Source organism: Kribbella pratensis (genome assembly GCF_004365355.1).
In the GTDB taxonomy this organism is placed as follows: Bacteria; Actinomycetota; Actinomycetes; order Propionibacteriales; family Kribbellaceae; genus Kribbella.
The window spans coordinates 1166834-1180763 of the sequence record NZ_SODP01000003.1 but is presented as its reverse complement, the minus strand read 5'-3'; the positions used below and the strand labels follow the sequence as shown (position 1 = coordinate 1180763).

The following is a 13930-nucleotide window of genomic DNA, read 5'->3' as shown; positions in this document are numbered from 1 at the left end:
ACGGCGACAAAAACCCGCGTTTCATCACCAGATCTATATAGACGGGCCTATACTTATCGCATGACCACAGGCAACGACGCCGTGGGCGAGGCCCTGTTCGGGCTCGCCGCCGTGGCGATCAGGCGCCGGGACCGCACCCTGAGCCTGACCGCCATCTCCGTGCTGTCGACCCTGGAGCGCACCGGCCCGCGGCGCCTGACCGACCTGGCCGTCAGCGAGGAGGTCACGCAGCCGTCGATGACGGCGCTCGTGAAGCAGCTGACGGACCTCGGCCTCGCCGAACGCCGGCGCTACCCCGGCGATGCCCGCGTGGTCCTGGTCGCCGTCACCGAGGCTGGGAGCCGGCAGCTCCGGGCGATCCGCGCAGCGGGGGCGTCGGCACTGACCGAGCTGATCGGCAAGCTCGACGACCGGGACACCGAGACGCTCACCGCGGCCCTGCCCGCACTCCTCCGCCTGATGGAGCTCGCCGGCGAAAGTCAGGACAGCCGTACCCCGTTGCCGAAGAGGTGACCAGATGAACTACGACGCCGAAGAGCGGCGCATCCGGCTCCGCCAGGAAAAGGCCCCCGGAACACCGGCCATCGTGGTCGGGATCGACGGGTCGGCCACCAGTTGGGACGCGTTCGCCTGGGCGGCCGGAGAAGCCGTCCGCACCCACGGCCACCTCGTCGCGGTCTACGTCATGCCGTACGCCGAACCGACCGCGATCCTCGCCGCGCCATATGCGTACGGCGCAGCCGCGAGCAGCAGGCAGGAGCTCGCCGACGAGATCAAGGCCGACGCGGTACGCCGGGCCGGCGATGCCGGCGTACCGATGAGCTTCGTCAGCGAGTACGGCGACGCGATCGGCACCCTCACCGAGATTGCGCGCACCGTCGACGCCCACCTCATCGTGGTCGGCCGGTCGGCCAAACGATGGCACCGCCTGACCGGCTCGCTCGGCCACCGGCTCACCTGCCGCAAGGACGCACCGGTCGTCGTGGTGGTGCCCTGACGGGGCCGGAGGGCCACCTCCGGTAGCGAGATACAGTTAGTTTTGCTAACGAAATCTATCCCGTGGGGAAGTGCCTTGTGAGTGCAGGCAACAGGCCGGCGTCCCGGTTCGCGGTCGAGAAGGATCACCCTCACTACAAGTGGGTGGCGCTGTCCAACACGACGCTCGGGGTGCTGATGGCAACCATCAACTCGTCGATCGTGATCATCTCGCTGCCGGACATCTTCCGCGGCATCAAGCTCGATCCGCTCCGTCCCGGCAACGTCAGTTATCTGCTCTGGATGCTGATGGGCTTCCTGGTCGTCACGGCGGTGCTCGTGGTGACGCTGGGCAGACTCGGCGACATCTACGGCCGGGTGAAGATCTACAACCTCGGCTTCGCGGTGTTCACGATCGGGTCGATCGCGTTGGTGTTCGACCCGCTGACGCAGAGCAGCGGCGCGCTCTGGCTGATCCTGTGGCGCATCGTCCAGGGCGTCGGCGCCGCCATGCTGTTCGCCAACTCGACGGCGATCCTGACCGACGCGTTCCCGGTCGACCGCCGGGGCTTCGCGCTCGGCATCAACCAGGTCGCCGCGATCGGCGGCTCGTTCATCGGGCTGATCGTCGGCGGCGTGCTGGCGCCGGTCGACTGGCGGTTGGTGTTCTTCGTGTCGGTCCCGTTCGGTGTGCTCGGCACGGTCTGGTCGTACCGCAGCCTGCGCGAGACCAGCACCCGATCGGCGGCGAAGATCGACTGGTGGGGCAACGGGCTGTTCGCGGTCAGCGTGACGGCGATCCTGGTGGCGATCACCTACGGCATCCAGCCGTACGGCGGGCACAACATGGGCTGGACCAGTCCGTGGGTGCTGGGCGGGCTGATCGGCGGCGTCGCCCTGCTGATCGCGTTCTGCCTGGTCGAGGCGAACACGGTCGATCCGATGTTCGACATGTCGCTGTTCCGGATCAAGGCGTTCTCCGCGGGCAACCTGGCCGGCCTGTTGGCGTCGATCAGCCGCGGCGGCCTGCAATTCATCCTGATCATCTGGTTGCAGGGCATCTGGCTTCCCCTACACGGCTACAGCTTCTCCAGTACGCCGTTGTGGGCCGGCATCTATCTACTGCCGCTGACGATGGCGTTCCTGCTCGCGGGTCCGCTGTCGGGCTACTTCTCCGACCGGCTCGGCGCCCGCACCTTGTCCACCCTCGGGTTGTTGCTCGTGGCACTCAGCTTCCTCGGCTTCATGCTGCTACCCACCGACTTCAGCTACTGGGCCTTCGCCGGTCTGCTGGTGCTGAACGGTGTCGGCTCCGGACTGTTCTCCGCGCCGAACACCAGCGCGATCATGAGCAGCGTTCCGGCCAACCGGCGGGGATCCGCGTCGGGCATGATCGGCACGTTCCTCAACTCGGGTACGTCGCTGTCGATCGGCGTCTTCTTCACGCTGATGATCATCGGCCTCGCACAGACCCTGCCCCGCACGCTGACCGAGGGCCTGCGGTCCCATGGCGTCTCGCAGGCCGCAGCAGTGGCCATCGGCAACCAACCGCCGGTCGGCAGCCTCTTCGCCGCCTTCCTCGGCTACAACCCGATCGGCACGGCGCTCAGCGCCCTCCCCACCTCAGCCGTCAAGGGCGCCGACGTAAGCACCCTGACCAGCAAGGCCTACTTCCCCCAGCTGATCTCACAACCCTTCCACCACGGCCTGGTCATCGTCTTCTCCATAGCCATCGCCATGTCCCTGATCGCAGCCTGTGCCTCGTTGTTCCGCGGCCCGCGCTACATCTACGTGGAGCCGGAAGCGGTGGCCCAGCCGGCGACGGCTGCAGTACCCGAATGAACGCAGTACCGGAGTAGGCGCGGGCAAGCGACGGTGGATCGCCCACCCCGTGTTAGGCGATCCACCGTCGGACTGATGCGCCCGGTCGCCCCCCTGTTGGCGCCCGGACGCAGGTCTCAGGGTCTGGCGAGCTCGTCGAGCAACCTCCCGGCCATCTCGTCGGTGCTGGGCAGGCCTTCGATCCAGATCCGGGCGAGCTGGGGTACGTCGGTGTCCAGCCGCCACTGGGTGATCAGGGCTCGTACCGTCGCGACCTGCTCCGGCAGGTTCGGCTCGCGGCCGACGAGCGCCGCCGCGCGGCGTGAGCCGACGCGACCCAGTACGTCACCGCCGCAGAAGACGATCCGCAGGCATTCCGCGACGTCGACGAGCCGGAGCTCGCGGTCGAACGGCGACGTACCCGCGGGATTGAGCGGCTCGACAACCACCAGTGCATGGGTTTGCGGTACGGAAGTTCCACGGAACTCCGCCTCTCGGTAAAGCTCTCCCAGGCGGGACCGCAGGTGCGCCAGGCTGGACAGCCCGGTCAGCGGGTCCTCGCAGGACAGCGCGTGCAGGTAGACCAGCGAGGCCTCGGCCCAGCTGGAACTGAGTGCGCGTACCGCATCGAAAGCCGGCTCGCCCCCGGCGATCGAGCGGTACAACGCACTCAGCCCATCAAGTGCCTCCACCAGCGAGACTCCGTCGGTCGCCAACTGACGTCCGACCTCGTCCGATGCAGGCACGACATCGGCTCCGTCCGTCAGCGCCTCCGCGATTGCGAGGTAGGCGCTGTGGTCGGTGCCGTCTGTGCCGTGCGGCTCCCTCCTTCCGCACGGTTCCACCCCCGTGAAGTCCCCCGTGTCTTTGGACGACGCTTCCGGCCGGGTCCGGGCGGGCGACCCCGCCAGGTTCAGGGACTTGGCCGGACGCAGGTCGAAGCGTCTGCGGAGATCCGCGAACAGCGACATGGCCCTCCTCGAAACAGCCCCGTCAGTCTCCCGACCGGCCGGCCGGAAGCGTCGTACGCCGAAGAGACAGACTCGTGAGCGGTTCATGACGCGGATTCGCAGAAGTTTTTTCGCGTAACTTCCGGCGGAGCATCTCGTCAGAGAAGGAGCACGGTTCCGCGTCAGGAAGGGTGCACCAAATAGTGCGCACAGCCCGTCTCTCGTGGGAGCCTTGTCTCCGGCAACAAAGTGACGGACCGTCACGTTGCCGAACAGACAGTCAGAACCCACGGGGAGATCGATGGACACGCCGCCAGGCCGGCCGGACGTTGCCGGCGACGCCGAACTGATCGCGCGCGTCCGCAACGGCGACCTGGAGGCGTACGGCGAGCTCTACGCGCGGCATCACCACGCCGCCGAGCGGATGGCCCGGCAGCTCGTCCCGGCCAACGACGCCGACGACCTGGCCAGCGACGCCTTCGCCAAGGTCCTCGACGCGCTCCGGGCCGGCGGCGGACCGGACATCTCGTTCCGCGCCTACCTCCTGACGACGGTACGGCGGGTGCACGTCGACCGGATCCGCTCTGGCAAGAAGGTGCAGTCCACCGACGACATCGCGTCGTACGAGCGTGAGCCGGAGACGTTCGACGACCCGACTGTCACCGGCTTCGAGAGCGGCGCGGCGGCGAAGGCGTTCGCCAGCCTGCCCGAGCGCTGGCAGGCCGTTCTCTGGCACACCGAGGTCGAGGGCGAGAAGCCGGCCGCCATCGCTCCCCTGCTCGGCCTGACCGCGAATGGCGTGTCCGCGCTGGCCTATCGGGCCCGTGAAGGTCTACGCCAGGCGTACCTGCAGCAGCACCTCGCCGACGTCGCCGGCGACCGTTGCCGTTGGACGACCGAGCGCCTCGGCGCCTACGTCCGTGGCGGCCTGACCAAGCGCGAGAACCGGAACGTCCGCGAGCACCTGGACGACTGCGCGAAGTGCACCGCCGTGTACCTCGAGCTCGTCGAGGTCAACAGCGCTCTGCCGGCGCTGCTCGCCCCGGCCCTGCTGGGCACCGCGGGCCTCGGCTACCTGGCCGCCACGTCCGGTGCGAAGGTCGGACTGGTCGGCTTCTTCGTCACCGGTTGGAAGAAGGCCACCGAGAACAGCACCCGCACCGCAGTCGGCGCCGGTGCTGTGGTGGTCGTCGCGATCGCCGCCGTACTCGCCGCAATGGCACTGACCGCCAACGACAAGCCTCAGGCGGCGATCGAGAAGCCGCCGACACAGCAGCCGACACAGCCACCTGGACAGAAGCCGACGGTCCCGCCGGTCGTGCCGCCGTCGGTGAAACCCCCGTCGACCAAGCCGCCGGCGTCCAACCCCACAACGGCTCCGACCACTGCCCCGACGACCGCGCCCACGACGGCCCCGACGCAACCCGGCCAGACTCCCACGCCGACGGCGACCACACCGGTCCCGACGACGCCGACTCCGACGCCCACAAAGCCGACGCCGACCACTCCGGTGCTCGACGAGGCGCTGGTGACGATCAGCATGCCGGGCGGCGGCGGTAGCCCGGCCTACCGGGAGACCGCGGGCGCTGCCAACGGGATCCGGTTCGTGATCACGATCAAGACCCCGGCCGCGAACGCGAACCCGGTGGTGATCGGCCTGAAGTACGGCGCCGAGCTGGAATGGCCCCTCACCGGCAACCCGCCGGGCTGGACGTGCAACCCGACGGCCGGCACGTGTACGGCGAGCAACCCGGCCGCGCCGTCGCCGCTGCCGGTGACCTTCGACGCCCCGACCGGTGGCACGGCCCCGGACCGTACGTTCACCGTCTCGGCCAAGACCGGCCGGCTGTACGACGACGACTCGGCGACCGTGCAGGCCCAGCCGAGCACCGACGAGAACCTGCTGAAGATCCTCGACGGCAAGGCGGACCCCGACGTCCACCACCGGATCATCACCGTTGCCCCACGCACCGATCGGACCAAGGTGACACTGAAGCTCAGCTACGGCTCCGAGCTCGAGTGGCCGATCGCCGCCAACCCGGCCGGCTGGAAGTGCTCGTCGTCGACCAGGACGTGTACGGCGCTGAACCCGGACCGTCCCGCAGCGCTGCCGGCGAACTTCGACGTACCCGATGACTCGTCGACCGCGGCGCGGACATTCACCGTCGCCGCGACCGCGGACCTGGTCAGCGACACCGACTCGGAGGTCCTGCCGGAGGTCCAGCAGGACGAGTCGCTGCTGCAGATCCTGACCCCGACGCCGCAGACCGACCCGAACCCGTTCGTCTACAACCGGTTCCTGCAGGTCAACGGCGCCACCGGGCGGAAGGTGACCCTGGACATCTCCTGGGGCAAGAACCTCACGCTGCTGCCGGTCTGGAGTCCCGGGTGGACGTGTGACCGGACCAGCGACATCCGGCGCGCGACCTGCTGGACGAACAACTACAAGAAGCCGCTCAACTCGGAGTGGAACGCCTGGCTGCCCGGCACCGGGTCCAACAACGCGATCACCGTGCACGCCCGGCTCGGCGGCCGCGAGGACACCGACAGCGTCCAGATCCCGCCGACGTCGTCCCGTCGGTGAACAGTGCTGCTGGTGAAATGGGGTTGCTCGATCCCTTATTCTGGGTTTGTTCGCGCTGACGGAACCGAGTAGCGCCGTACACCACGTCCGAGAGAGTCGCCGGTAGCTGTGAAGGCGGCACGTGGAGCGGTGGCGAAGACACTCCCGAGCGGATGTTGTGCAAGAGGCCGGATCGCTGCGACATCCAGGGATCCGGTGAAGGTGTGGTGGCACCGCGAGATTCCCCTTCGCCCACACCTCCGGGGTTCGAGACAGACCTGGAGGTGAAACAGCAATGCGCATTCTCAGCCATGAGATCCCCTCAGCAGTAGGCCAGTCCGTCACGGTGGCCGGCTGGGTGCACCGAAGACGACGGCTCGCAGCCGTCAGTTTCCTGATCCTGCGCGACCGGTCCGGCCTGGCCCAGATCGTCGTGAAGGCACCTGACGTACAGGCGCAGTTGGACGAGCTGGGTGAAGAGACGGTCGTTCAGGTGACCGGTACGGTCGCCGCCAACCCGCAGGCTCCCGGCGGCGCGGAGATCGTCGACCCGGTGATCGAGCCGTTGACCGAACCGGCCGCGACGCCGCCGATCGAGCTCTGGCGGCCGACGGTCGGCGCGGGGCTTCCCGTCGTACTGGACAACGCACCGGTCGCGCTCCGGCATCCGGTCGTCCGGGCCGGGTGGGAGATCGCGGCGGCCGCCATGCACGGGTTCCGCGAGGCGTTGAGCGGTCAGGACTTCACGGAGATCCAGACGCCGAAGATCGTCGGTACGGCGACCGAGTCCGGCGCGAACGTGTTCGCCTTGGACTACTTCGGCGGACCGGCGTACCTCGCGCAGTCGCCGCAGTTCTACAAGCAGCAGATGGTCGGGGTGTTCGAGCGGGTCTTCGAGGTCGGTCCGGTGTTCCGGGCCGAGCCGCACGACACGGTCCGGCACCTCGCGGAGTACGTGTCGCTCGACGCCGAGTTCGGCTTCATCAGCGACCACCGGGACGTGCTGGTCATGCTGCGCTCGGCGGTTGCCGGAATGCTTGAAGCAGTGGGTGAGCGGGCAGCGGGCGCGTTGGAGAGGCTGGGCGTTGCGTTGCCCGAGATCCCGGTCGACGTACCGGTGGTGCACTTCAGCGAGGCGCTGAAGATCGCCGGCGCGGACCCGGACGAGCCGGACCTGGCACCGGCCGACGAGCGTGCGATCGGCGAGTGGGCGCGGCGCGAGCACGGCAGCGAGTTCGTCGCGGTCGAGGGCTACCCGATGGTGAAGCGGCCGTTCTACACGCATCCGCAGCCGTCGGACCCGCGGTGGTCGAACTCGTTCGACCTGCTGTTCCGCGGGGTCGAGCTGGTCACCGGTGGCCAGCGTCTGCACCGGTACTCCGCCTACGTCGCGGCTCTCGAGGCACGTGGCGAGTCGGCGGACGCCCCGGCGTACAGCTCGTATCTGCAGGCGTTCAAGCACGGGATGCCTCCGCACGGCGGGTTCGCGATCGGGCTGGAGCGGTTCGTCGCGCGGTTGACCGGCGCGGAGAACGTCCGTGAGGTCACGCTGTTCCCCCGCGACCTGCACCGCCTCACGCCCTGATGGATACCACCGAGTCGGTTGTCGCCGAGCTGAATGTTGCCCTAGGCACCGATTATCGGTTGGTCCGGCAACTGACCGGTGGGTTCCAGTCGGGCGCGTTCGAGCTGACCGGCGGGGTCGTCCTCAAATGGACCGACGACCCCGGCTGGGCAGCGCGGGTACGGCGGGCGGCCGAGCTCGTCCGTCGCGCCCGTGCGGTCGGCTATCCGACGCCCGCCTGGTTGACTGTGGGTACGACGGCCGCGGGGTCGCCGTACCAGCTGCAGGAGTTCGTGTCCGGTACGCCGGTCCGCGACTACTCGGTGGTCGACCAGGCACTTGCCCGCGAGCTGATCGCCGTGTGCGAGCTGCAGCGCGATCTGGTGCCGGAGCCGGGGATCAGCTGGTCGTCGTGGTCCCGCGGCGTGGTTCTGGAGGGCTGGGACGGCATCTGGGAACGCGTCAGCAAGTACGGCGGTGAGACGGACGAGCTGCTCCGCCGCTACGAGTTGCTGTGCCGGCCGTACCGCGACGAGGTGCTGCCGGACAACGACTTCGTCCACGGCGATCTGAACCTCGGAAACCTGATCGTCGAGGACGGGCGGATCACCGGCATCGTCGACATCGAGGCGGCCGGCGCGGGCTCCCGCGCGTACGACCTGATCTCGCTCGCAACATCGGCGGCGCGGGACGGCGCGGCACCCGGTGTCGACGAGCTGTTCGTGGAAGCAGCGCTGCGCGCCGCCGGCCGGGCAACGGTCGCGCTGTGCGCCGGGGCGGCGTACGTGAGCATTGCCGAGTTCGTCCATGACCGGGTGGGATCGGCCGAACTGATCGAGCACGGCGCCCGACGGATGCTGGAGTTGCTCGAGGGCTAACTTCCGACCGTGACCGGGGTGCTGCTACTCGGCTGGCTCGCGTTCGTCACGTTGTCGGTGCTGACGGCAACGACCCGGTATGCGCCGCCGGCCGGTTGCGACGTCCAGCTGACCAGGTAGTTGGTGGCTGCGTTGGTCGACGAACCGATAGCCGTCCAGTTGGCGCTCGTGCAGGCCCCGGAGTATCCGGCACAGAAGAAGTACGCCACTGACTTCACTCCGGAGCCGGAGTCGTCGGACGTGGTGTCGGTGAGCGTCGCGCCGCTGCTGACCGCGACGGTGACGTTGAACACCGCCGACGGGCCGGTCGTGGTGAGACCGGAGGCGGATGCGGTGAGGGTCAGGCCGAGTGCGGCCGTGTTGATCGTCACGCCGCTGAACGTGGCTCGTCCACTGCTGTCGGTGCTCGCGGAGGCACCGGCATCGATCACTCCCGCCGAAGGCGTCAGCGTGACGGTCCGACCGGATCCACTGACCGGGTTGCCGGATTGGTCCTGGACCTGGACGGTGATCGCCGGCGACAACGCCGTACCTGCGAATCCACTGGCCGGTCCCTGGACGAAGGCGAGCTTGCTTGCCGCGCCTGCTGTCAGGGTGATCGCGGCGCCCGACGACACCACGTTGGTGTCGCTGGACGTGGACACCGTGAAGGTGCTCGCCGGATACGTGCCGACCGGCGCGTTGGTGATCCCGGCGATCGTGAGAGCGGCGGCGGTGCTCTTCGGAAGTGCGCAGCTCGAGCCGGCGAGGGTCACCGTGACAACGTCGGTGCTGCTTGCGGTTGACGCCGTCGCCGTACACCCGGTGAACCCCGTGCCGAGGGTCACGGCCGGGCTGGACGGCTCAGCGAAGCTGGTGTTGAAGGTGACCACGATCGTGCTGCCGGGGCCGAGCGCGCCACCGGCGCCGTTGCTGGTGGTGAATCCGATCGTCCAGGCGGCTGTCGCTCCACCCACCAGGGACGAGCCGTTGAAGGTGACGTTGCTTACTCCGTTGGCTGCGAAGGCCGCCGGGCCGGTGAGGATGCCGGCGCCGACGAGCAACGCAAGGAGTGCGGCCAGGCAGATGCGTTTGAGGCTCATCAGGAGTGTCCGTTCACTGCTGGGCGGCTGACGGTCGGTGGGGTCGTGTCCACGGTGATGGCCGTCGCCGCGCTCGGTGCACTGACGTTGCCGGCGGCATCGGTTGCGACGGCTACGACCCGATAGCCACCGTCGGCGGCGAAGGGGGCGTTCTTCGTCAGCGAGAAGCCTGCAGAGGTGGACGATCCGAGGGCAGTCCAGTTCGCCGCCGTGCAGCTACCGGTGGAGCCGATGCAGCGGTAGTAGGTGACCGAGCGGACGCCGGAGAAGTCGTCGGTGGCCGCGTCGGACAGCGTCACCGCCGTGTTGCCGACAAAGCTCCCGAAGGTCAGAGCTGCTGCGACCGTGGGTGCCGGGGCCGTCGGTGCGGTCGCGTCGTACGTCACCGTGTTGTCCGTGCTCGTCGACGCCGTATTGCCGGCACCGCCCGAGTCATGCGCTGTGTCCGCCGCAATCGAGACGCTGACCGCGCTGCTGGTCAATCCGCTGACAGCGACGTTGTACGTCGTACCACTGCCGGACACCAGGACCGTCGCGGTGGCCGGTACGACGGAGACGTCCGCACTGGTGAAGTCGCCCACAGCCTCACTGAAGACCACGGTGAAGTTGACTGGTGACGTCGCGACCGGGTCGGCCTGCCCAGTGGCCTGGTTGACGGTGACCACCGGCCGCGCGTTATGCACGACCACGTCCGCACTCGACGCAGTCGCGGTCCAGCTGCCGGAGAGCGCAGTGACGAGGTAGTGGTACGTGCCGTCGGTGACGTTCAGGTCGGCGCAGGACGTGGCAGTCGTCGTACTGCACGCTGCCGCGGTCACACCGTCGCTGGTGCGCACTCGAGTCACGACGTAGCCGGTGGCCCGTGCCGAAGCTGTCCAGCTGACGCTGACTGTTTGACCACCTGGTGGGGCCGAGGCCGTCACTGGCGCCGGTAGGGCCAGCGTCCCGGTCGATGCGGAGCCCGAGCCGGTGCCGGCTCCGGTCCAGAATCCCCAGGCGACCTGGCCGCCGGTCATCACGAGGACGACGACGCCGAGGACGAGGAACAGGCGGCGAGTCATGATCCGCTCCCGCTGCCTGAGTACGTGAGCTTGAGTGTCGCGCCCTTGCAGCCGTCCTGGTTCGACGCGGTGTTGAGCATGGCCACTTGCGGCCAGGCCGACTGCGGTACGTGCAGTCCCGAGAGTGCGGCACTCGCGTCGCCGGGCACGGTCAGCGGATACGTTCCGGCGTACTGCGTGATCCTGTAGTCGGCCGGCCCGCACGGGAGGTTGTGAGCTACGGCGTACTGCGTCCGCGTGACCGAGGTCAGCGCGACGGTCAGGTTCGTCACGGAGATGGGTTTCTTGTTCGGGTTCGTCAGCATCAGATCGAGAGGTCGCGAGACTCCGGGCGCCAACTGACCGGACAGGTTGCCGCTGATCGCGAAGTCCTTGCCGTTGCGCTGTACGACGAGCGTCACAGTGACGTTCGCGAATCGCAGCACTCCTGCCGGGTCCTTGCCGATCGCGGTGAGATAGAGCGAGTAGTTGCCGTCAGCAGCAGTCGCCGGAGTGGTGATCTGCAGGGCCGAACTGTTCCCCGTCACCGGATCGGGTGTGTAGGTGGCCTTCGCGCCGAGAGGCAAGACCCCGATGACCGCCAGGGTGACAGGTCCCGGAAGGTTTGTCCGGTTCAGCTGTACGGCGAACACCGCAGTAGCGCCGGGCGACTGGGTGATCGACGCAGGGGTTGCGGTCATCGACAGCGAGCTGGCGATCGGAGCGTTCACGACCAGGCCGGCAGTGACGGTCGCACTCACCTTCGCGCCACGTCCTTGAACGGTCAGCGTGACCGATCCGGTCGGCGTGGTGGACGAGGTCCGCACGCTCAGCGTCGTGGTCGCCGTACGGCCGGAGCTCAGGGTCACCGAGGACGGACTGAAGGAGGCCGACCCGCTGCCCGGTCCGCCGGTGGCCTCGAACGAGACGGCCCCGGTGAACCCGCCGGTCGACGTCACACTGGCGGTGTACGTCGCTGTCTGGCCTCGGGTCACCGACTGGCCGGCCGGGGTGACACCCAAACTGATGCCGGGCTTGGCCGGCTGGGCCGCGTACGACAGACCGGCCATGGCAAGCAGGAGACACAGTCCGGCGACCAGGAACCTGATCACCCGGAACGGGCCGCTGCGCGTGCCTCGCATCTACTGCTCACTCCCCCCGGAGTTCGTGCGGTCCCGGCCTGGACGGGGCGCTGGGTCGAGGGGGCGCCCCGCCCAGGCCTGGGAAACCGCGGCGGCGAACTAGTTGCTGGCGTACGACAGGTTGACCGTCGCGCCCTTGCAGCCGTCCTGGTTGGAGGCCTTGTTGTTGAACTTGATCGTCGCGCCGGTGAAGTTCGCCGAGCCGCCCGCCGCGACGTCGGCGGCGACGGACATCGTCGGGCTCGCCAGCGTGTAGTCCGAGGCGTCGCAGGTGCCGCCGGCGCCCGACGCCTGGGTCACACTGGCGATGCTCACCGTGACGGAGTTGACGTACGCGCTGTTCGACGCGTTGTTCGTGACGGTGCCGCTGATGGTCTGCGCGCTGTCGCCGGGGTACATGTTCGCGATCGTGCTGGTCTGCGCGATCGCCAGGTTGCTGGCGCCGGCGGACGTGGTCGCGGAGCCGCTGCCGGAGCCGGTCGTGCTCCAGTAGGCGAACGCCGAGCCGGCGCCGATCACAAGGGTGGCTGCGGCGGCGATGATGATCTTCTTCTTGCGGTGCATTGCGGTTTCCCTTCCCCCCGGCCCGGATCGGGCCGTCTCCCGAGGAATGCTGTCAGCACCGGCACGGACATTCTGTCGGCCGATCGGTCAGTCTTTGTCGGCCGATCGGTGGTATTCCTGTGGCGTGACTTACGAGACCGAGCAGGCCGTCCTGGCGGCGATCGACGATGAGCGGATCGTCGCGGAGCTGCGCGAGCTGGTGCGGATTCCCAGCGCTGACGGCACCGCGGCCGAGAACGTTGTACAGGCGTGGTGTGCTGAGCGGCTGGGGGCGCTTGGGGCGTCGGTTGATCACTGGCAGCTGGACCTGGAGGGGTTGACGTCCGACCCGGAGTTCCCGGGGATGGAGGTCGAGCGGGGCGAGGCGTGGGGTTGTGTCGGCGTGCTGGGTGGGGATGGGACGCCGGGGCTGATCTTCAACGGGCATGTGGATGTGGTGCCGGGTGATGCCTTCGACGCGCGGATCGAGGACGGCGTGATGTGGGGGCGTGGGACCTGCGACATGAAGGGCGGTGTCGCGGCGATCTTCGGCGCGGTGGCGGCGATTGTTGCCTCCGGCATCCAGTTGCGCAAGCCGCTGGCCGTGCACACGGTGATCGGCGAGGAGGACGGCGGACTCGGTGCGTTCGCGACACTGCGTCGCGGTCATCGTGGCGAGGCGTGCCTGATCGCGGAGCCCACAGCCGGAGCGGTGATCCCCGCCAATGCGGGCTCGCTGACGTTCCGGCTGGAGGTACCGGGGCTGGCGACGCACGGCTCGACACGCAGTCGCGGGGTGAGCGCGATCGAGAAGTTCACGGTGATCCAGACCGCGCTGCAGAAGCTCGAGGCCGCGCGCAATTCTGATCCGCATCCGCTGCTCGCGCACCTCGACCTCGCGAACCCTCTCTCCGTCGGCACGATCGCGGCCGGCGATTGGGCGAGCACCGTGCCCGACCGCCTGATCGCCGAGGGCAGGTACGGCGTACGCCTCGGTGAGCCGGTCGATGCGGCGCGCAAGGCTTTCGAGGACGCGGTCGCCGGCATCGAGGACGATTGGCTGCGCGATCACCCGGTGAAAGTGAGCTGGCCGGGCGGTGCATTCGCGTCTGGGGTCCTGCCGGACGGTGACCCGCTGCTCACCGATACCGTGCAGGCTGTGATCGACACAGATAAGCCGGCCCCCCAAGTCCAGGGCGCGCCATACGGTTCGGATCTGCGGCTGTACGCCGGCGCGGCCATCCCGACGCTGCAGTACGGGCCTGGCGATGTCCGGTACGCCCACGCCGCGGACGAGCACGTGCTGCTGGCCGACGTACTGCACGCTGCCCGCACCTACGCCGTCCTCGCCGTCCGTCGCTGCGGCTGAGGT

At 68.6% G+C, this 13930-nt stretch carries 12 protein-coding genes; 7 read left to right on the top strand and 5 right to left on the bottom strand.

The genetic code is table 11. From position 1 onward, the window contains the following. The first annotated feature begins 60 nt into the window (after positions 1–60). The 3 genes from EV653_RS33620 (at position 61) to EV653_RS33610 (ending at position 2817) form a co-directional block, all read left to right on the top strand. Positions 61–513 carry a MarR family winged helix-turn-helix transcriptional regulator gene (locus EV653_RS33620; protein ID WP_238160602.1) on the top strand — a complete coding sequence of 151 codons (453 nt, stop codon included), beginning with the start codon at positions 61–63 and terminating at the stop codon, positions 511–513. 4 nt (positions 514–517) lie between these two features. Then, entirely contained in the window at positions 518–997 is a 480-nt protein-coding gene (locus tag EV653_RS33615; RefSeq protein WP_134108963.1) for a universal stress protein, read from the top strand. A gap of 77 nt (positions 998–1074) precedes the next feature. Beyond that, entirely contained in the window at positions 1075–2817 is a 1743-nt protein-coding gene (locus EV653_RS33610) for an MFS transporter (RefSeq protein WP_238160601.1), read from the top strand. Between the two features lie 116 nt (positions 2818–2933). Here EV653_RS33610 and EV653_RS33605 read toward each other — a convergent pair whose 3' ends face one another. Next, positions 2934–3767, bottom strand: coding sequence for a hypothetical protein (locus EV653_RS33605; RefSeq protein ID WP_134108961.1), 834 nt, complete (start codon positions 3765–3767; stop codon positions 2934–2936). Positions 3768–4047: 280 nt separating this feature from the next. Here EV653_RS33605 and EV653_RS33600 point away from each other — a divergent pair, with 280 nt between their 5' ends. The 3 genes from EV653_RS33600 (at position 4048) to EV653_RS33590 (ending at position 8751) form a co-directional block, all read left to right on the top strand. Continuing rightward, positions 4048–6330, top strand: coding sequence for a sigma-70 family RNA polymerase sigma factor (locus EV653_RS33600; protein ID WP_134108959.1), 2283 nt, complete (start codon positions 4048–4050; stop codon positions 6328–6330). Between the two features lie 274 nt (positions 6331–6604). Continuing rightward, the gene (gene aspS / locus EV653_RS33595) at positions 6605–7894 is read left to right on the top strand and encodes an aspartate--tRNA(Asn) ligase (protein ID WP_134108957.1); all 1290 of its coding nucleotides are present in this window, start codon (positions 6605–6607) and stop codon (positions 7892–7894) included. Continuing rightward, complete coding sequence (locus EV653_RS33590) at positions 7894–8751, top strand: phosphotransferase family protein (RefSeq protein WP_134108955.1); 858 nt, start codon at positions 7894–7896, stop codon at positions 8749–8751. Before aspS ends, EV653_RS33590 begins: the two co-directional genes overlap by 1 nt. Here EV653_RS33590 and EV653_RS33585 read toward each other — a convergent pair. From EV653_RS33585 to EV653_RS33570, 4 genes are all read right to left on the bottom strand, one after another. Continuing rightward, positions 8748–9833 carry a hypothetical protein gene (locus EV653_RS33585; protein WP_134108954.1) on the bottom strand — a complete coding sequence of 362 codons (1086 nt, stop codon included), beginning with the start codon at positions 9831–9833 and terminating at the stop codon, positions 8748–8750. The two genes, EV653_RS33590 and EV653_RS33585, sit on opposite strands and share 4 nt — an antisense overlap. After that, positions 9833–10894: a hypothetical protein gene (locus tag EV653_RS33580; protein WP_134108952.1), complete on the bottom strand. Its 1062-nt coding sequence runs from the start codon at positions 10892–10894 to the stop codon at positions 9833–9835. Before EV653_RS33580 ends, EV653_RS33585 begins: the two co-directional genes overlap by 1 nt. Continuing rightward, the gene (locus tag EV653_RS33575) at positions 10891–12015 is read right to left on the bottom strand and encodes a COG1470 family protein (protein WP_134108950.1); all 1125 of its coding nucleotides are present in this window, start codon (positions 12013–12015) and stop codon (positions 10891–10893) included. Before EV653_RS33575 ends, EV653_RS33580 begins: the two co-directional genes overlap by 4 nt. Positions 12016–12114: 99 nt before the next feature. Beyond that, the gene (locus EV653_RS33570) at positions 12115–12579 is read right to left on the bottom strand and encodes a hypothetical protein (protein WP_134108948.1); all 465 of its coding nucleotides are present in this window, start codon (positions 12577–12579) and stop codon (positions 12115–12117) included. A gap of 124 nt (positions 12580–12703) precedes the next feature. On the opposite strand from EV653_RS33570, the gene EV653_RS33565 reads away from it, so the two are divergent. Continuing rightward, the gene (locus EV653_RS33565; protein ID WP_134108947.1) at positions 12704–13927 is read left to right on the top strand and encodes a M20/M25/M40 family metallo-hydrolase; all 1224 of its coding nucleotides are present in this window, start codon (positions 12704–12706) and stop codon (positions 13925–13927) included. Positions 13928–13930 lie beyond the last annotated feature (3 nt).